General features: G+C 57.0%; 16 protein-coding genes and 1 tRNA gene. 8 read left to right on the plus strand and 9 right to left on the minus strand.

Annotation, left to right across the window (positions count from 1 at the left end; translation table 11 throughout):
- Positions 1–289 precede the first annotated feature (289 nt).
- The gene (gene nrdF, locus DB51_RS03715; protein ID WP_051867451.1) at positions 290–1,285 is read left to right on the plus strand and encodes a class 1b ribonucleoside-diphosphate reductase subunit beta; all 996 of its coding nucleotides are present in this window, start codon (positions 290–292) and stop codon (positions 1,283–1,285) included.
- 602 nt (positions 1,286–1,887) lie between these two features.
- Positions 1,888–4,902, plus strand: coding sequence for an isopeptide-forming domain-containing fimbrial protein (locus tag DB51_RS10165; RefSeq protein WP_272866987.1), 3,015 nt, complete (start codon positions 1,888–1,890; stop codon positions 4,900–4,902).
- 127 nt (positions 4,903–5,029) lie between these two features.
- On the opposite strand, the gene DB51_RS03725 is transcribed toward DB51_RS10165, so the two are convergent.
- Positions 5,030–5,103, minus strand: a tRNA-Arg gene (locus tag DB51_RS03725).
- A gap of 432 nt (positions 5,104–5,535) precedes the next feature.
- Between DB51_RS03725 and purE the strand changes: the two genes are divergently transcribed.
- The 3 genes from purE to DB51_RS03740 are packed head-to-tail and all read left to right on the plus strand — an operon-like array spanning position 5,536 to position 7,607.
- Positions 5,536–6,003, plus strand: coding sequence for a 5-(carboxyamino)imidazole ribonucleotide mutase (gene purE, locus DB51_RS03730; RefSeq protein ID WP_272866988.1), 468 nt, complete (start codon positions 5,536–5,538; stop codon positions 6,001–6,003).
- Positions 5,987–7,156 (plus strand): 5-(carboxyamino)imidazole ribonucleotide synthase, encoded by a 1,170-nt coding sequence (purK, locus tag DB51_RS03735; protein WP_034251899.1) that lies wholly within the window; start codon positions 5,987–5,989, stop codon positions 7,154–7,156. The genes purE and purK overlap by 17 nt, the downstream gene beginning before the upstream one ends.
- Before the next feature lie 58 nt (positions 7,157–7,214).
- Positions 7,215–7,607: a Fur family transcriptional regulator gene (locus DB51_RS03740; protein WP_034251902.1), complete on the plus strand. Its 393-nt coding sequence runs from the start codon at positions 7,215–7,217 to the stop codon at positions 7,605–7,607.
- Between the two features lie 254 nt (positions 7,608–7,861).
- Here the strand turns inward: DB51_RS03740 and DB51_RS03745 are convergent, their stop codons facing one another.
- The 8 genes from DB51_RS03745 to rpmB all read right to left on the minus strand — a co-directional run bounded on the left by DB51_RS03745 (position 7,862) and on the right by rpmB (position 13,804).
- Positions 7,862–10,438: a bifunctional lysylphosphatidylglycerol flippase/synthetase MprF gene (locus tag DB51_RS03745; RefSeq protein WP_051867246.1), complete on the minus strand. Its 2,577-nt coding sequence runs from the start codon at positions 10,436–10,438 to the stop codon at positions 7,862–7,864.
- A gap of 122 nt (positions 10,439–10,560) precedes the next feature.
- Positions 10,561–11,922, minus strand: a complete 1,362-nt coding sequence (locus tag DB51_RS03750; RefSeq protein WP_034251906.1) for an alpha/beta hydrolase-fold protein — start codon at positions 11,920–11,922, stop codon at positions 10,561–10,563.
- A gap of 435 nt (positions 11,923–12,357) precedes the next feature.
- Entirely contained in the window at positions 12,358–12,525 is a 168-nt protein-coding gene (rpmF, locus tag DB51_RS03755) for a 50S ribosomal protein L32 (RefSeq protein ID WP_034251910.1), read from the minus strand.
- Positions 12,525–12,647: a ribosomal protein bL36 gene (locus tag DB51_RS03760; RefSeq protein ID WP_034251913.1), complete on the minus strand. Its 123-nt coding sequence runs from the start codon at positions 12,645–12,647 to the stop codon at positions 12,525–12,527. Before DB51_RS03760 ends, rpmF begins: the two co-directional genes overlap by 1 nt.
- Positions 12,644–12,928: a type B 50S ribosomal protein L31 gene (locus tag DB51_RS03765; protein ID WP_034251917.1), complete on the minus strand. Its 285-nt coding sequence runs from the start codon at positions 12,926–12,928 to the stop codon at positions 12,644–12,646. Before DB51_RS03765 ends, DB51_RS03760 begins: the two co-directional genes overlap by 4 nt.
- 47 nt (positions 12,929–12,975) lie before the next feature.
- Positions 12,976–13,281 (minus strand): 30S ribosomal protein S14, encoded by a 306-nt coding sequence (gene rpsN, locus DB51_RS03770; protein ID WP_034251921.1) that lies wholly within the window; start codon positions 13,279–13,281, stop codon positions 12,976–12,978.
- A gap of 16 nt (positions 13,282–13,297) precedes the next feature.
- The gene (rpmG, locus tag DB51_RS03775) at positions 13,298–13,468 is read right to left on the minus strand and encodes a 50S ribosomal protein L33 (protein ID WP_034251924.1); all 171 of its coding nucleotides are present in this window, start codon (positions 13,466–13,468) and stop codon (positions 13,298–13,300) included.
- Between the two features lie 96 nt (positions 13,469–13,564).
- Positions 13,565–13,804: a 50S ribosomal protein L28 gene (gene rpmB, locus DB51_RS03780; RefSeq protein WP_034251927.1), complete on the minus strand. Its 240-nt coding sequence runs from the start codon at positions 13,802–13,804 to the stop codon at positions 13,565–13,567.
- Between the two features lie 50 nt (positions 13,805–13,854).
- Between rpmB and DB51_RS03785 the strand changes: the two genes are divergently transcribed.
- The 3 genes from DB51_RS03785 to DB51_RS03795 all read left to right on the plus strand — a co-directional run bounded on the left by DB51_RS03785 (position 13,855) and on the right by DB51_RS03795 (position 19,094).
- Complete coding sequence (locus DB51_RS03785; protein ID WP_034251930.1) at positions 13,855–15,390, plus strand: hypothetical protein; 1,536 nt, start codon at positions 13,855–13,857, stop codon at positions 15,388–15,390.
- Between the two features lie 274 nt (positions 15,391–15,664).
- The gene (locus DB51_RS03790; protein WP_034253644.1) at positions 15,665–16,561 is read left to right on the plus strand and encodes a metal ABC transporter solute-binding protein, Zn/Mn family; all 897 of its coding nucleotides are present in this window, start codon (positions 15,665–15,667) and stop codon (positions 16,559–16,561) included.
- Between the two features lie 193 nt (positions 16,562–16,754).
- Positions 16,755–19,094 (plus strand): alkaline phosphatase family protein, encoded by a 2,340-nt coding sequence (locus DB51_RS03795; protein ID WP_084674540.1) that lies wholly within the window; start codon positions 16,755–16,757, stop codon positions 19,092–19,094.
- The last annotated feature ends 150 nt before the right edge of the window (positions 19,095–19,244 follow it).

Consider the following 19,244-nt stretch of genomic DNA (forward strand, 5'->3'; position numbering starts at 1 on the left):
ATCGAATGTGCCTTCTGGACTGAACTCATATGATTCGTTCTTATTGAATTACATTGCACAGAGGACTCGTCATGCTGAGTTGGCCGGTGGTGTGGGATATATCACAAAAGAGTTCTAGGGGTAGAACATTTGCGTGTTGCTGTGTGATATTCGCTGAAGCTTTAATACTATATATGGTGCAAGTGAAATATTACAAACACTGCATATAGTGTCTGTAGGTCATCTCAGAGGAGAAGTAATGTCAGCGAAAACGACGGTTCGACCCATCGAATTAGCGGATGATGCGATGATGGCGGCATCGGTCACGCCACCCGAATTCAGACGGAACCATGCGGCGAGGCTCCGCCCGGTGAACTGGAATGCCATCAGGGACGACAAGGACTTGGAGGTGTGGAACCGTCTGGTATCGAATTTCTGGCTTCCCGAAAAGGTTCCGCTGTCGAACGACATTCCCTCGTGGAACACCTTGACGGAGCTCGAACGGGATACCACGGTCAGGGTGTTCACCGGCTTGACGATGCTTGATACCACCCAATCTTCGGTGGGGGAGATATGCCAGATAGAGCACGCCCGTACCGAGCATGAAGAGGCGGTGTACACGAACATCGCGTTCATGCAGGCGGTGCATGCGCGCTCGTATTCCTCGATATTCTCAACCCTGTGCTCCAGCGAGCAGATAGACGACGCCTATCGCTGGGCGGTACGCAACGACCTGTTGCAGGAACGTGTGCGCACCGTGCTCGTGGAATACGAAAGCGATAACCCGTTGAAGCGGAAAGCGGCATCCACGCTGCTCTCATCGCTGCTGCTGTATGCGGGTTTCTATCTGCCGCTCCACTTCGCTTCACGAGCGAAACTCATGAACACGGCGGATATGATTCGCCTCATATTGCGTGACAAGGCAATTCACGGGTATTATTCCGGCTACAAATATCAGCGCGGGCTTGAGCAGCTGTCGGCTTCGGAACGTTCGCAGATGGATGCCTTCACCAACGAACTCCTCGACAAGCTGTATGACCTGGAGCTGCGGTATTCGGACGAGGTGTATCAGGGCTTTGACTTCATCGACGATGTGCATGCCTTCGTGCGATACAACGCCAACAAGGCTCTGATGAATCTGGGGTATCCCGCCCGCTTCAAAGCTTCGGAGATTGCGGTGAGCGCGGAGATTCTGGCAGCTCTGTCTCCTGCGGCGGATGAAAACCACGATTTCTTCTCGGGTTCGGGTTCCTCGTATGTCATGGGGCATTCGGAGTCCACCGATGACGACGATTGGGAGTTCTAGAATCCGGGTTGCCGGAGTTTGTCGACGGTTGCTGGCGTTTGTGTGGGGACTGATTCTGAGATTTCTGGTATCCGATATTGCTGTTGTTGGAAATCTGCCATTCTTGGGAATGGAACGGGAGTATGTGACTGCAAATCCCTACACAAAGGTCAATGAGGATTGTTGCGGGGAAGAGCTGCAGAACAACGGTCCTTTTACTGCACACGAAGAATTTGAACCGTATTGATTGCATGGGTTTTCGACTATCGCTTCCGTTGTGGTCCGGTGCCGGATGTGGAAGCAGTCGTTCTTTGAATGCTTGGGCTGGATGTCGGCTTGCAGTGAACAATTCATACATCATGTATGATTAGCGACATCATGTTTCCGAGTGCGCTCCCTCCGCGTACGGGGCGTGATAGTGTGTCGCCGAAGTCCTGACACATCACACAGTCTGCTTGAATCTGTGATGCTTGAATCCCGGTCGCGGGGGGGGGGTGCTGTTTTTTGACATCCCTAGGGTGGTGCTGAGTATGCGGTCATTTGGTTCTCATAGGTTTGAGGGTTCGGTTTCTAGCGGGAGGATGCCCGGAGGGATTCCCGCGTTTATCGCGTTCACGCTCTCGATGTTCTTGCTGTTGACTGGTGCCCTGGGTGTGGCGTCGGTTGAGCCGGCTGAGGCTGACACTGTGGAGTTGGGGCCTGACGGGTATTTCAGCACGTTGAGTGAGGGTGCGACTCCTGTGGTGACTAATAGGTGGGATTCGACTCGTCGGATTGTGTTTGGCAAGCAGGGTGCCGGTACCACGGGCGGCTGGGGTACTCCATCTGGTGGGTACAAGACTCTGGCGAAGGGAGAGGTGAAGAGCGTTGTAGCTGATTCGGTTGACGGCCAGTCGTATTCACGGTCCTCGACGACATCGGTTGCTAACAATGAGGCATTGCTGTGGGCCGATGATGTAGTAACCGCAGTTAAATTTGATACGCGTGTCGAAGACCGCAATACCTTTGATAATGCGACGCAACCGTACCAGGCGAGTCTAGCTCTGGCGTCGGATAATCGGATTGAGGCTAGTCCTGATGTTGCAAACAAACATTATTCGGTGTTCGAACAAGGATTGTTGCGAGCTGCAAAGGTGGAGGGTGTGTGTACTGCCTTGCCGACCGATGGGTGCAATGACGGCACTGAGCCAATTACGGACCCTGTTGGTGCTTTGTCGGATTTTACGTATAGGGTATTTCCGTTGTCTGTTGGTGATATGAAACAATATCTCAATCGCACCGTGGAAAATATAGGAATCGCCAAGGATAATGCGCGGTGCGCAAATTACGTTACATACCCCTACGCGAACAAGTGCGCCAACGCTACCAACGGCACTTGGCTCCGTTCTCCACGCCGAAATAGCAACGATTATGTGTACTTCGTACGTTATGACGGTTCTGTAACTAGTGAGCCAACCTACGCCACTGTTGCAGGGTTGCGCCCTGCTTTTCGTCTGAGTCTTGACCGTCTGTTGTTGTCGGCGCATAGTAAGAATCAGTCGCAGGAGTTGAATGCTCCGAATAGTGGTACTCCTGATTCGTTGCGGTTGACGTTTGTTGATGCTGATGCGAGCCTGGAGTTGTCTAAGGTGCCGTTCATCGAGCAGGATGCTGAAGCTGGTGGTGAGTGGGTGTTGAAGGATTTGGAGGGTTCTTCGAATCTGGAGTCTCAGTCTGGGTTGGGTTGGAAGCTGGTTGACCCTACTGATGATTCGGGCGAGGTGGTGGCTTCGGGGCGTACGAATTATGATGCGGCGGCGAAGTCGGATGGCAATATGGTGGTGCCGTGCGGGACGCTGACGGCGGGCAAAGCATACACCTTGTCGGTGTGGGGTCAGCAGGATGGTTCGGATACGGTGGGTTGGTCGAATCGTGCGACCAAGCCGGTAACGGGTACCGTGAAGGCGAACGGTTCGGGTGAGTGCGCGTTGAATATCAAGTCCTCTCCCTCCTTTGGTATCGAGCTGACGGGCACCACGGCGGGCTCGTTGACGGCGTACAGGATTGGTGATTACCAGGACGAGGTGTTTGACCAGACTGGTGCGTTGAAGAGTGTGCGTTTGGATACTTCTGAGGGTTTGGGCACGGTGTTGAAGACGGCTGCTGAGACTGCTGGTGGTGATGTGGATGCGGATAATCCTATTGGTTGGGTGGCGGCGAAATGGCTTGGGTATCCGACTGACCCGTTGAGTGATGATGTGACTTCGGCGTTTAGTCCGTATGCGGGTCAGTTGCAGTTGTTCGCCAAGGAGTTGGCGAAGGATACGGGTGCGTTGGGTGCTGCTGCGGGGAGTTTGCCGAAGTTGGATGGTGGTCCTGAGACGCTCAAGGTGTCTGGTCCGGGCTTGTATCTGATTGTGGATTCATCTCAGGGTGCGGGTGGTTCCTTGCCGATTGTCGTGGGTACGAAGGTGTTCAACGATGCTCTTGGTGAGGATGGGTCGTATGTGGATTTCGTGGATGCGGGCGTGAAGGGCAAGCCTCGGTTGGGTGTGGCGTCGTTGAAGACGAGCATTGCGGATATCGCGAAGCGAATTGTGAACGATGCGGGGTTGGATGGTTTCGATGTGGGTGCCGAGGTGGAGTATGAGATAGCGCTTCGGGTACCTGATTTGAGTGGGTTCACGGTGTTTTCCGGTACGTATCAGTTTGATGTGTCTGATGTAGCTGAGTCCGGGGTGACGTTGCCCGATGCAGGAGATGTACGGGTCTTTGTGGGTGAAACGGATGTGACCGAACAGTTGCCGGCCAATTCGATTACGGTGTCGGGTCAGACGCTTTTGGTGACGGGGTTGCAGAGTCTGTTTGCTGGGTCTCGCATGACAGGTGTTGAGAACCTGGCCTCGGTGCCTGCGGGTTCGTTGATTCGCATCCGCTATACGGCGGTGTTGAATGCGTCGGCTGTGGTGTCGTCTCCTGTTGAGGGGGAGTCGTTGAAGCCGAATGTGAATGCCGTGACCCTGACCCGCTCCCGTATAGGCGAGGTATCCAACGGTTGGACGGATGCGGGTGCTGGTTTGGAGTCGAAGGCCGCGACGGCGAACGCGTATACGTTCAAGCTGGACGTGGTGAAGCTGGACAAGGATGACCCGTCCAAGAGGCTTGGTGGCGTGGAGTTCGAGGTGAGTCGTGCGGAACAGGAGGGTGGCAGTGAGACCCTCGAGTTCGTGGGCTCTGATGGTGTGTATCGTCTGGCGGTCGATGGTGAGGCGGGCAGTGCCACGGTGGTCACCAAAGCTGATGGCACGTTGTCGTTGCAGGGTGTGGAGGCTCGTGGGCTGTCCTTCAAGGAGACGAAGGCTCCGTCGGGCTATTTCAGGGTGTCGGATTTCACGGTGGATATCCGTCCCGTGTGGAATGAGGATGCCACGCAGGTGACGAAGGTGACGTATGCCACGTCGGGCACGAATCTCGCCTACGTGTCCCAGGATGGCAGGCAGATGGTGGTCCTTGACCCGGCGTGGAGCCTGGCCAACCTGCCCTACACGGGTGGTATAGGTATTCTCATCCTGCTTATCGTCGGCGGCCTGATGCTTGTGTTCGCCGTCCGGCCTTATGTCCTGTCGAAGCGTGCCGAACGCGACGCGAACCTGGTCTAGCCGTTCCGTCCAGGGGCTTAAACGGAGATAACTGCACTAAAAGGACAGCTTTTCCGGTGAAGTATCACCAATTTGCTGTCCTTTTAGTGCAGTTATCTTCTGAACGGTCGGAAATCCGCCAATCTCGTGACCCCGGACGGGCTCGAACCGTCGACCTTGAGATTAGAAGTCACATGCTCTATCCAGCTGAGCTACGGGGCCAAACTCGAATCATTCTAGTCGCAGGCCACGAGAAACGCATTCCTGTGTCGTGGGACGTCGTTTTGCGCACGATTCGCCGCATTCATGAGGGGAGAGCTCTGCTGAGAACCATAAGGGGTCAGGGGCCAATCGCATTCGGGCTTGACGTCATATGTATGCGGCCCGTCGAAGACCGTCGAGCGGTATGAACACACATGCCATGTCCTCGACGGAACTGATGGGGCCATCCTTTTAGCGGTCGTCAAAGCGGCAGCCCCAACAAGGCATATACGCTGTGAAGCGCACAGTGTCTGAAATTTCGTGGCGACTGGGTACAGTGGGTGCTGTTCCCGACTTTGGAGGTGGCGCGTGAGCGTTGAGCAGGAGTCCGCACGTCTTGCATCAGAGCAAGTTTCAGAGCATGTTTCAGAACAGGCATCAGAGGTTGCAGTAATCATGGGGTCAGCGAGCGACTGGGAGACCATGCGGCATGCATGCGAAATTCTCGACCGCTTCGAAGTGACATATGACAAGCAGGTCATCTCGGCTCACCGCACGCCGGAGCTGATGGCGGACTTCGCCCACGGAGCACGAGCCAAAGGCATCAAGGTCATCATCGCAGGCGCCGGGGGAGCGGCTCATCTTCCCGGCATGGTGGCAGCACAGACCACATTGCCGGTTATCGGTGTGCCTGTGCGCTCGCATGCCCTGAGTGGCTGGGACTCGTTGCTCTCCATCGTGCAGATGCCGGGCGGCATCCCTGTGGCAACCACTGCAGTGGGTAATTCAGGAGCCACGAATGCGGGGCTGCTCGCCGTCAGCATTCTTTCGACGACCAATGAACGGCTTTCGCAGGCACTGTCCGATTATCGTGAAGAGCTCAAGGAAAAGGTGGAGGAGTCCAATGCCAAGCTTGTCTGAGGAAACGGATGGAGCTGTGACCATGCTTGAACCCGGTTCGACCATCGGCATTGTCGGTGGAGGTCAGCTGGGCCGAATGATGGCGCTTTCCGCCAGATACCATGGTTTCAAGGTCGGAGTGCTCGACCCGACGCCGGACTGCCCCACCGCTCAGGTGGCCGATTTCCAGATTACCGCGGCATACGACAGTAAGGACGCCATCAGAGAGCTGGCCGAACGCAGCAACGTCATCACCTACGAATTCGAGAATGTGGATGCCGATGCGCTTGACGAGGTTCGCGACATCGTCGCGGTCCCGCAAGGTACCGACCTGCTTCGTGTCACTCAGGACCGAGTGAACGAGAAACGTTTCGTCAACGACCACGGTACGGCAACCGCACCATGGAAAGAAGTCAACGGATACGAGGAGCTGACCGCCGCGCTCGAAACCATCGGGTACCCGGCGGTGCTGAAAACCAGGTCTGGTGGCTATGACGGTCATGGGCAGCGCGTGCTGCGCAGTGAGAGTGACCTTGCCGAAGTGCGCGCACAGAACTCACGTGAGGGCTTCTTCCCGCCTTCGATTCTCGAGGGTTTCGTGGACTTCGCATTTGAGGCGTCCATTCTCATCTCCGGCAACGGACATGACTTCGTGACCTTCCCCATCGTACGCAACGAACATCGCAACAACATCCTCCACCTGACGCTTGCACCTGCGACGGTCAGCCACGAGGTTGCCAGGGATGCCGAGGCTCTTGCCCTGCGATTGGCCCGTGGATTCGAACTCTCAGGCACGCTCGCCATCGAACTGTTCGTCACCAAGGACAACCAGGTTATCGTCAACGAGCTCGCGCCTCGTCCCCACAATTCAGGTCATTACACCATCGAGGCCTGCTCCATAGACCAGTTCGATGCCCATGTGCGCGGCATCGCAGGGTGGCCGTTGCCCAAGCCGAAGCTGCTCAGTCCTGCCGTGATGGTGAATGTGCTCGGCCAACATGTGATGCCCACCAGAGCCCTCATCGGCGAGCACCCTGAATGGTGCCTGCACGATTACGGCAAGGCGGAAATCAAGCACAATCGTAAGATGGGGCATATCACCGTGCTGACCTCGGATATTGACGGGACGGTCAGGGATTTGGAGTCCACCGGTTGCTGGAGTGATTTGGCTTGAGTTCGCAGCGTTGCGGTGATGATGAATCGTTCGGACTTGAAGTCAGGAAAGGCAGAAAATGGTAGATCATGCGTTACGGCAGACCAAGCAGAAGGATGCCGTGCTCAAGACCCTCCACAGGTGCGACGATTTCATCTCCGCCCAGGATCTTCATCGTCAGCTCATCGACAGTGGTCTGTCGATAGGACTTGCCACCGTCTATCGGCAGCTCAACGCATTAGCGGACGCCGGACAGGCGGATACGATTCGGCTCAACGGCTCTCAGCTGTTCCGTATGTGTCAGGACAACCATCATCATCACCATCTGGTATGCGAACACTGTGGCCGAACCATCGAAATCGAGCCTCCTGATGAGCAATGGCTGCGAAAGACGGCTGCGGAGCATGGGTTCACGCTGCACTCGCATACCGTTGAGCTCTTCGGGCTGTGCCCGGAGTGCCAACAAGAGTAGCGGGGGATGTTCCGAACGACGGTTTCGACGTTTGTGTAGGGATTTTCCGTCAGCCTGACAAGATTGGCACAGGATGAGCGTTGGCGTAATGCCATTCAATCTGCTGATATACCCAGCGATTCGCCGATAATCCCTACACAAACGGCGGCAGTCGTATGTGCAGCGCTATGGACGGCCGTATGTGAAGCAACAATGAGCGGGACTCCCAGGAAAAGGAAGTCCCGCTCATTCGATACGTGAGGGTCGGCTCCAAATTATTCCGGTCTGAGGGATTTGAGCATATCCAGCGTCTGCGAGGCCTTCATATCAGGAAGATAGGCCTGCAGCACCGCCAGACCTATCGGCACCAGCTTTGCGGAATCGCTGTAGCAGATGTAAATCGGCTCCTCCTGAGGCTGGAACTTCTGTTTGAAGAAGAACAGCGAACGGAAACCATAGGCGGGCTCCACGATATCGGCCACCATCTGCAGGGCATGGGTGATGATGTTGGATGATTCCTCATCGCTCGTATCGAGTCCGGCCAAGGGCGCTGCGGAAAGGCTCATGAATACCGTCTCGCCTTCATCGCGCAGTCGCTCGGCCATCCTGGCTATGAGGAACTCCATGATGCCGTTCGGACTGTCCGTGCTATGCCTCATGAAATCAAGGGTCCACCCGATGATGTGGCCCGATTGCCAGGTCGGCAGCCAGCTGGTCACTCCAAGCACATGGTCGTCGGCGTCGATGGCGTACAGCAGTCGCACGCGGGGGTCCTGCAGTTCCTGCAATCCTCCGAGCGTGAACTTCATTTCCGGCAGGGCCTTGGTATCCGCCCATTGTTCCGAGATGCTGACGATTTGGGATTGTATCGTCCTCGGAGTCTCTTCGAAGGTGCTTTGCACATCGGTGATGCCCGAGCGTTTCGCCTTGTTGATGGCCGTACGGATGTCCTGCCATTTTTTGCCGCGGGTCTCCCACTGTCTGGGGTCAACGACCATTTCGGTACCGACCTGAATGCTCGAATACCCTTGCGCGGCGAGAATCTCACGTGCCGGTCGGTGCAAACCGTAGAAGACCGGCGACCAGGAATGCTCCACGCAGAAACGGGCGAAATTCCCGAGGTCCGACTGGTACTCAGCAGGGTCTCCGAAAGGTCCGGTAGTCGTCAGCGCGATACCGTGGAGAACGCGGTAGGCGATGGCTGAGTTGCCGCTGTGCGAGAACCAGTAGCTGTTGCCTTCCCATGTGCACATGAAGGACATGGATTCACCGCCGAGTTCCACCAGTCGGCCCGCGTCGCGGCGGGATTCGACGTTGAGCACCGAGGATTCCTTCATCCACCCGGCCATGACGATGATGACGACAATCCAGAACAACGGGCCTACTCCCTGACGCAGCAGCATGGCCGGCACCGTGGTCGGTATGAAGGATACCTTCGCGCCGTCGGTGAAGGCTATGGGCAGGAAGCGCTGTGGCAGATCACGTATCAGCATCATCACATCGGCATGGGGCTTGAAGGAATCCGCATTGAAATATCCCAGCAGAACGTAGGCGACGCAAGCGGTGACGAAGGATGCCCCGATGGTGATGATGCCTGCCTGAATGCGGGTCTGTTTGGTCTTGATGGTGAAGAAGCGGCGATTGACGTACACCCCGATGGCAAACACCAAGGGTGGCAGGGAGGTCGTCAGGAATGTCAGTACCACGCCGTGACGGACGATGGAGCTAAGGGATTCGCCGGAAGCCAGGGGTGACACAAAGCAGTACAGGAAGGCGAAGAGAGCGACGGCGCTGTTCATGACGATGCAGGCCCAGGCTGCGATGCGGCGTCCCTTATACAGTCCCCAGGCGATGATGAGCAGCGCGGCGGTGGGCAGCAGAGAGCGGAGAATCGCGCCTGGAAGGGCGACATGCGCCAGACCGTAGGGGTTGAAGCAGGCCTGGTTACCCACGGTGTGCAGGCAGTCCAGAACCTGCGGGGTGTGTACCGTGCCGCCGGTGACGAACATCGCCAGGGTGCTCAGTGCGCCCGCTCGGTGATTCGATGTCAGTGCGACCACAGGGCCCAAGGCCAGTATCACGCAGATTGCCGCTATGATTCGGCGGCTTTCAAAGGATGTCGAATGCCACCAGTGAATCTTGGTGGAAGGCCCGTGCCACAGGCGTCCGGCGATATGGCCGACGATGGCTGCGACCAGGATGCAGTAGTCTCCGGGGTTGCCGCTGTACAGAACGGCTATGCAGATAGCGCTGTAGCCGAAGAGCTGGATGCGGCGACGCCAGAGATAGTCACTGAATTCGCTTGCCGCCATCAAGGAGCCGACCACGAGGACGATAGGCGTCAGCGACATGCGAATGGTGGAAATCGTGTGCCACTGACCGGCGAGGGAATTGAGCAGCGTGCATACCAGCAATCCACCGGCCGTGCCGACGAGTGCGGGAAGCAGACAGGCGATGATGGTTCGTCTGCTGCCCAGACGGCTTTCCGCTATGGCCAGAACCACGAAGGAGAGAACCGTGTGCAGCAGCAGCTTGAGCGGGCTGTACACCAGAATCAGGCTGGCGAGAAGCCTGACGAGCTGCACATCCAATTCGGGTTGCTGGACGCCGGGCCTGTGCACCGGAGTGTCGAGTATCTGCCCCAGACTCAGAGACGGCGCGCCATCGGGAACGCCGGGTGCCGCAATCATGCGATATACGAAATAGGCGACATTGATGACGACGATGACGATGGCGAAAATCACGGCGAGCTTGTGGTTTTTCAGCCAGTCGCGCAGGTCCTTGCTCATTGCCTTCCAATGCCCGCCGCCGCTATTCCTGGCGGTTCGGGCTTCGTGATTCTTCTCGTTCATTCCAGTCCTCTGATTATGTGAACTCTAAGGTTTCGTATTCGATTGCAGCGGTTTCTGACGTCGGGCACTCGATAGCCGCTCGCTGAAAGCACGGATTAGGCGGACTTCGGCACGGTCGCGGGTCAGGGAGTGACCACCGTGATGCCAGGGTAATCTTCGAGCTGCGTGGTCATGGTGCCCAGCCCCATCTGCGCACTGAGCCAGTCGATGGCTGCAGGAAGTGCGGTTTTCACGGTGTTCCAGTCATGTCCGGAATGTGCGGTGATGACCGTTTTTACGGTCATGCCGGCCTCTTCGGCCGCCCTGCCTATGGCATGCATGTTGCCGATGGAATGAGAGTCCTGGTCTCCTGCGGCGCTGAACATGGTTTGGGTCGAAGGGGCATGCTGCTTGATGGCGACGATGGGAATCTGCGCCTGATATGCCTCCTCGTCACCGTTGAAGTACCGGTTAATCATCTCCTCGCGGGAGCCTTCGGTAGGCGCGATTTCACCGTCCATGGGAATGATATGGCCGTAAAGCTCGGGATGCCTTGGACCCAGCTGTGTGGCACACGTGCCGCCCTGCGAGAATCCTCCGATGCCCCATTGCTTAGCCGAACTGTCGACGGGCAGTTCCTTGTTGACCCAATTGGTCACGTCTTTGGTGATGTAGGTCTCGACGTTGCCGACGACGGGGGAGTCGACGCAGAGGCTGTTGTTGCGGGTCGAGCCGTTCTGGTCGGGAGAGACGACAATCGGAGCCAATCCGTTGTGTGCCTTGGCGTATGCGTCAAGTGTTTTGGCGATATTGCTGGCTGTGAAGAATCGGTCCGGGCTGCCCGGCTGTCCGCCGAGCATAATCAGCACGGGCAGCTTGGGCGGATGGGCGCTCAGAGCCGCGGGTGGCAGGTAGATATCAGCCGGTCTCGGGTTGAATCCAGACTGCTTGCCCTTGATGCTTATCGAACGCACCTCGCCCTTCTCAGGGTGCGACGGGGTCTTTCCCGCTGAAGCCAGAGAGTCCCATTCGGCGACGGTCATGGTCGCCTTATGCACGGTTTCGACGTTGAGGGTGGGGTAGACGGGAACGCCGAATACGCTGCTGAACAGGATGAACTCCCCGTACACCATGTTGACGCGCAGCAGCGTGAATAGGATGAGGATGGGGATGGCCACGGCGGAGAGGACGCGACGGTATCCGTGCGTCATGACGAGGGCCGCAATCAGGTAGCCCAGCGAGGCGATGCCCAGGCTGATGACCGTGATTACGCGATAGCCGAGGCTCACGCCGAAGACGAAGAAGACATCGGAGATTAGCCAGGTGATGAAATACCCTACGCCGCCGGCAACGATGCCGATGAGTATCTGCCATGGGATTTTCTTGCGATGCTTCGACCCGAGCTGCACCACCAGAGTCGCCAGCAGGACGGCTGCAGTAAGAAACAGCCAGAAGGTGGGCAGCCACCCTCGCAGCAGATGTATGTGAAGCAGCCAATCGACCATGTGTACCCCCAAAATGAACGTCCATAGGCCCAAGGTCGTTGAAGTGTTCTGTCAGCGCCCTCGGAAGTGGTCGTGTCCCTTGCCTTCGGACCTTCGCCACTTATGAATTCCGACTGTTAAGGGTACTACGAGGAACCCTATGGGCAATCAGCCTTGCGAATGACTTTCCTGATGAGGGTTCCGATGATTGCGTGCATCCGTGATGATTGCGCAGTGTCTCCGTGACGCCGGAGCATTGCCTATGTCGGCGTCGGCGTGCGGCATCCTTCAATGGGAACAATCGGTTGGTGACGGACCAAATAATGCCATAAACCTGGCGAAGATATGCCAGATACGCCATACGCCCCGATTCGGTGTCGAAACCGAGTCGGGGCGCATGGTGTTGAGGAAGGTGCCATATGAGGTTTGCGTAGGGCGTGCAGTCCCCATATGGATTCAGGGCTTGATGAGCCCTTTGCGTACGGCTGCCGCCAGATGCTGGGGCACGGTGACGTTCTCCCCTTCCGGCGTGCGAATGGTCGCGAGTTGAGAGGTCTGCGCCTTCCACTGGGCGCGGCGAGAGTGAGTGTTGGCTCGGGATTTCTTGTACTTGGGTAGTGCCATCAGCCTTGCCGTGCTTTCAGATTGGGATGTTTCTTATTGATGACGTAGATGTGTCCGCGCCTGCGCACAATCACCGACCCGTCTTTGCGTGCGAGTGAACGCACCGAAGATTTGACTTTCATGCCTCGCTCCGATTCTTCTGAGGAACGTTCCTGCGATAACGCTCGTTGAACTTCTGCACCTGGCCGGCCGTGTCCAACACGATGTTGTTCCCGGTGTAGAAGGGGTGGCTTGCCGACGAGACCTCCACGTTCACCAGTGGATACTCCTTGCCGTCTGTCCAGCGCACCTTGGGAAGGGAATCCGCTCGTGCGGCCAGTGTTGAACGGGTGAGCATCATGGTGTTCGCTGATTGGTCGCGGAACACAACGTAATCATAAGTTGGATGGATGTGTTGTTTCATATTTCCAGATTTCTGTGTACTTGTTGGTCAAAGACGCGCGGTGTGCTCTACCAGCTGGATTTGGTGACTCCGGGCAGTTCGCCGCGGTGGGCCATCTCTCGCATGTTGATGCGTGAGAGGCCGAATTTGCGCAGATATCCGCGTGGACGGCCATCGACGGAATCTCGGTTTCGCAGACGGGTGGGGCTGGCGTCTCGGGGAAGCGCATGGAGCTTGGCCATGGCTTCGTCGCGTTCCTGCTGGCTCAGATGCGGATTCACGCTGTCCTGCTTGTATTGGAGCCTGCGCGCGGCGAAGCGCTCGACGATTCCTTCTCTGCGCAGCTGCTTGTTTATCTTGCTGGTTTTCGCCATGATGTGTCGCTCTTTCTCAACGGGTTTCGCGGAAAATCACACGGCGGCGCAGGATGGGGTCGTACTTCATGAGTTCGACCCTGTCCGGCGTGTTTCGCCTGTTTTTTCGCGTGGTGTAGGTGAAGCCGGTGCCCTCGGTTGATTTCAAGGTAATCACCGGACGAATGTCGTTTGATTTTGATGCCATGTGTCTTCCTTATGGTGTTGAACCGAACCGAACCGAACGTTCCTGGCCCGAGCTCGCAGCTGTGAGGCGAAGATGTTGGACTATCGGGCGTGTGGGTCAGATGTTGAGCTCTCCGCGAGCCCGTAGTTCCGCCACCACGGACTCGATGCCGCGCCGGTCAATCGTTTTGATGCCTTTGGCTGACACCTGAAGGGTGATGCGCCGTCCAAGGGAGGGCACCCAGTACCGCTTGTTCTGAAGGTTTGCTTCGAACTTTCTGCGGGTGGTGCGGTGGGAGTGGGATACGGAGTTGCCGTAGCTGGCGTGGGTTCCTAGAACTTGACATGATTTGCTCATGAATGCGATTATAGTAAATGATAACCATTATCGCAAATAGAGAGTTTGATATGGACCAGTTTCCTTCTCGTGAAATAGCGGCCGGAGAGGCCGAAGACATCGGCAAGGGCGGGCAGGGTATTCAGCGCAACGAAGAATGTCAGTCCGGGAGGCATGTGCACGCGGTGCAATACGAAAGCCATGAGCCCTTCGAGGTGCAGGGGCCGCAATGCTCCGTGCTGCTGCTCACGGGAGCGAGTGAGCGGGAGCTTGATCATGCGGTCCTGCAGCTTGCCGCGGGCAACCGGGGTGTGGAGGTCATACGGTATTGGGTCGAGAACGACACTCGCCATGATGGCGCGTTGTTCATAAGCCGTTCGCCCGGGGTGGCGCCTGAGTCGGCAAGGAGCCGTATAGGGGATGACGGCGCACTCGCCGAAAGCGGTCGTGTGCGCTTGCATATGGATGACTGCTGCCTGACATGCACCATCAAGCATGATGCGGGAATGATGATGACAGCATGTGCGGAGGGCGCGAGGGTGTTGCTGGTGGTGCTGCCGCCGAGTATCGAAGCGTCACCGGTCGCTGCATATCTGCGTGAACAATGTGCCATGAGCGGTGCCTTCGCCGATATGCTCGATGTCTCCGAGGCGGGCAAGGGTGTCGATGACGACTCGGATGGAGAAGAAAGGCGTGAGGCTCTGGCTGTTCGGGGCATCGTGACGGTGGCTCGTTCGGCTGGGATGTGCGAGCGCTTGTTCGATGATGCACCGTGTGTGTTCGGCGAGGGCATCGAAGACCCCGGTGACGACAGAAGCAGCGGCGGTATGACGATCCGGCTGATTCAGGAAGCGGATCATCTGGTGATGCTGGACGATGCTAGATCTTCCGGTGACGGGTTGCGCGGATTGGGCGTTGGGCCTGCCGCGAGCGCAGCCGATGCGGATGCGGATGGCATGATGCGGGAATTGCTGAGCTTGCTGCTGCCTGTCGGAGGTGCGGTGCATACCGATATGCGGAGGGTCTCCCTGCAAAACCTCGCGCCCAGAGAGAAGGCGGCGGAGACGGAATCGGATGCCGGCGAGGTGAATGGTGCCTCCGGTGAAGCAGGAGGAGGCGAATCGCTGGTGCGCGAAGCCGCCCTTGGGTCTTCCGACGATACATCTATTGAAGATGACGAAGCCATCGAGATGAAGGCTTTCGGCCGGCATATCCTTGCGCTGAGCGTCAGGACGCAGAGGCCGGTCCACCCGGCAAGACTCTCCGACTATCTCGGGTCGGAACACGAGGCGATGCACATTCAGGCGCATTTCAAGGTGCCGACGAAACCCTTCTCGACATTCGTGTGGGAATGCGAGCCCAATGGTTCGCAGGTGGAGCAGATTCCCGATGCCTACCTTCGCGATGTGCACTGCAATGTGACCGAGTTGTTCATGGTCGTCCGGTGCGATGATGTGAATTGTGACGGTGCGTCGATTGCCAGGGGTGTGGAGGACCTGCTGCTGGACGATGCTGAGATGGCGTTGGATTCCGTGGCTTGGATGGGGCAGGAGGACGACTTCACTCATTGGGCCGAGTCCGCATCCGTGGGTGACGAGGAGGTGTGATGGAGGGAAGCGTTCTCAAAAACACTCTATAAATGATAATTAATATCAATAAGTGTATAGTGGTTCCTGTCAACGCAGAGGACGTGTTTCGCGCTGCCCAAAGTCCGATGACCCGAAGAACTCGGGTCGGAACGCTGGTCGTCGCAAGCATCGGGAACAGTAATCCCGAAGAGTTCGGAACGCGAACCGCTGCATGAATCAGTACTATGCAATATGTGGGAAGTAGGGGACTATGTCGGTATCGGCATTCTTCAATTCAACAAAACGAACGGCCATGAAGCGCATCCTCGCGGCTTCGGTGGCCATTGCGGCCTTGGCGGGAGCCTCCGCCTGCGGATCATCCGCGAATGAGGCGTCGTCCTCCGACGCCTCATCGGACTCGAAGATCAGCGTGATCGCCAGCATCAACCAATGGGGTTCCGTCGCCAGGGACCTGGGTGGAGACAAGGTCGACGTCACCTCGATTATGACGAACACCAACGTCGAGGCACATGACTACGAGCCGAGCACCTCGGACGTCGCGAAATTCACTTCGGCCAAGGTGGTCGTCGTCAACGGTGCCGATTACGACCCGTGGGCAACCAAGGCGGCATCATCCACCAAAGCCACGTTGGTCGATGCTGCCGAAGCTGGCGGCAAGAAGTCCGGGGACAATCCCCACGTGTGGTTCTCCGCCGCGGTCCGTACCGCAGCAGCGGATGCGATTACCAAAGCTTACGAAAAGGCCATGCCGGACCAGAAGACCTACTTTGCAGGTCTGAATACCGAGTGGAAGGCCAAGGAGCAGAAGCTCGAAGCGACAATCAAGGAGTCGAGCACCAAGCTCAAGGGCGTCAACTACGCAGCGACCGAATCGGTCGCCTGGTATCTCGCAGACGACCTCGGCATGAAGGACGTGACGCCGAGCGGATACGCACAGGCCTCCGCGAACGAAAGCGAACCGTCGCCGGCGGACATCACCGCATACCAGCAGGCCTTGGGTACGGGCGATATCAAGATGCTCGTGTTCAACTCTCAGGAGGCTGATTCCGTTACCGATCAGATCACCTCGGCGGCCAAGAAGAACAATGTGCCGATCGTCGACCTTACCGAGCAGATGCCTAAGCAGTACAACGATCTGCTTGATTGGATGAACGCCCTGGTCTCCGACTTCGCCAAGAGCGTTGAGTAGGGAACGGCACAGAGATTCACAGTAAGGCGGCTCAAGGCCCGAACGGCTCTTTCCGGGCTTCAGCACGCCTTACACCATGCAGGATTCACCTCGCGGTGGCAAAGCCGAGCTTCGCCACCGCGAGGTGATTTTTTTGACAAGATCACTGAATATGACCAGGCTTTGTCGGGCATCGTTGGGACAATCGGAGACTATGCTTAGCATTCTACGGCGTCGCAAGACGGGGGACAACCGCGCATCGGAGCAAGGAACGGAAGGAGCCCGGGGAACGGAGTCAATCTCCGTGGACCCCAACAACCGTGAACAACCGCCGGTACAGGCCAATGACGAATCAATCGGCTTCGGCAAGACACGGTTCTCGGCATGGGCGTACGTCGTGCTGTTCCTGGTCATAGACATCATCGGAGTAGGTCTGTTGCAGTGGGGCGTCACCATTTCGAGCTCACGCGTCGCCCTGTCGAGCCCATTGATTGGCTTCTGGGGCTTCATATCAAGCATGTGGACCGAAGGACGTTTTGTATTCATCCTCAATCTGCTTGCCTTGGGATTCATCTATCTGATCATTCTCATGCTATGCAACCGCTTCTGGGTCGCATCACCCATATTCCTGGGGATATGCACGGCAGTGGCCGTCGCCGAACACCTCAAAGCGATTTCACGCTACGAGGCGATTATGCCTGCCGACCTGAACTTCCTGCAATCGAACACGGGCAACATCGTCAGCTTCCTGCCCGCAGGGGCGCAATGGACCATCGTCTGGTCGGTGGTGATGGTCCTGGTCGTGATCGCACTGTGCGTGTTCATCAATCGCATGGACCTGCGTCGCGGCAAAATCTTCTTCACCATGGACAAGCGCATCGGGGCCATCTGCAGGGTGCTGTTCATCCTCGTGCCGGCCATGGCGCTGACGCTTTTCGCCCAATCGGTGAGCACGGTCGGCACATGGTCGAACAACTTCTCGAAAACCATGGGTGACATTCCCTCGATGTGGGACTCAGTCTATGACGCACAGAGGAACGGCACCCTGCTGGCCTTCATGCGTCAGCTCAACCCGAAAGTCATGGATGAGCCCAGCGGATACAGCGAAGCAACCATGAAGAAGGTCGTCAAACGCTACCAGCAGGAAGCGCAGAAAATCAACACCACACGCAGCGGCTATCTCAACGACAGCACCGTGATCTACGTGCTTTCCGAATCCTTCTCCGACCCGACCAGGGTTCCCGGCATCGCCATCAACAAGGACCCGATGCCCAACATTCGTTCCATCAAGCAGAACACCACAAGCGGCCTGATGCTGTCCTCCGGATACGGCGGTGGTACGGCGAATCTGGAATTCCAACAGATATCCGGGTTGAGCATGGCGAATTTCGATGCCTCTTTGACCAGTCCGTATCAGCAGCTCGTACCGTCGCTCTCCTGGACCCCCACAATCAACCAAATCTGGGGTGGGGCTAAGAATTCCCTCGCATTCCATCCCTACGAGTCCTCGATGTACTCGCGTGCCGTGAACTACAGGAAATTCGGTTTCTCGCATTTCTACACATTGGATGGCACCGACCAGATTCAGTACCAGAACAAGATTGACCGATCGCCGTATGTGAGCGACGAATCCGCATACAACAGCGCGTTGGCGAAAATCGCCACAGGGGACACCACCCAGTTCCTGCAGGTCATCACCATGCAAAATCACATGCCGTACAACAACTGGTACGACAATAACGAATACCAGGTGACGGCATCCACCGGCGCTACTGCGCTCGGCAGCGATGAGACCATGTCCATCGACACCTATGCCAAAGGCGTCAGCATCACCGACAATTCCACCGAATCCTTCCTGAACGCACTCGACGCTATCAAGAAGCCCATTACCGTCGTCTTCTACGGAGACCACCTTCCCGGCATCTATACCACTGCGGGTTCGGATTCCAACAATTCCCTCGCCCTGCATGAAACCGACTACTTCATCTGGTCGAATTCCGCTTCGACCTCAAGCGGGAACAAACTGCAGAACAGCAACTTCAGCTCGCCGAATTTCTTCATGGCCCAGACCGCCGAGCATATGAACGCGAAGGTTTCGCCATATCTGGCCTTCCTCACACAATTGCACAGCAAGATAGCCGCAATCGAGCCTCCGGTGGTCAACCAGATACAAGGCTGGGACAGGATTCCCGAAGGGCAGACGATTTATCTGGATAATTCGGGCAATCCCATGGATGCCACGACCTTCGACGCGGCCACGAAGCAGCTGCTGAACGACTACAAACTTATCCAGTACGACATCACAGCCGGAAACCACTACCTGGAAGACACCGACTTCATGGCGGCTCCCTCCAAGGCGAGCGAGGAGAAGGCTGCCAAGGAGGCGGCACAGAAGGCCGCCAAAGAGGCTGCAGCGGCTGCGGATGCCTCGGCGAAGGCCGAAGCTAGCGCATCCGGTTCACCCGGTGCCTCTTCACCCGGTGCCTCGGGCACTTCGAGCGAATCGAGCAGTTCGAGCGAATCAGGCGACGGACAGACCACCAGCGGGCAGTGAAACTCGGCTCTCCCGGCGTATTCCGGCGTGAACTGTCATTTGTGTAGGGATTATTCGCCATATCACGATGTTCGGTGATGGTATTGCAGGGCCGATACCTCCGATGTGGCGAATAATCCCTACACAAACGCACGGGACTTTGATTTGGAG

Origin of the sequence: Bifidobacterium crudilactis, assembly GCF_000738005.1 — a bacterium.
Taxonomy (GTDB): domain Bacteria; phylum Actinomycetota; class Actinomycetes; order Actinomycetales; family Bifidobacteriaceae; genus Bombiscardovia; species Bombiscardovia crudilactis.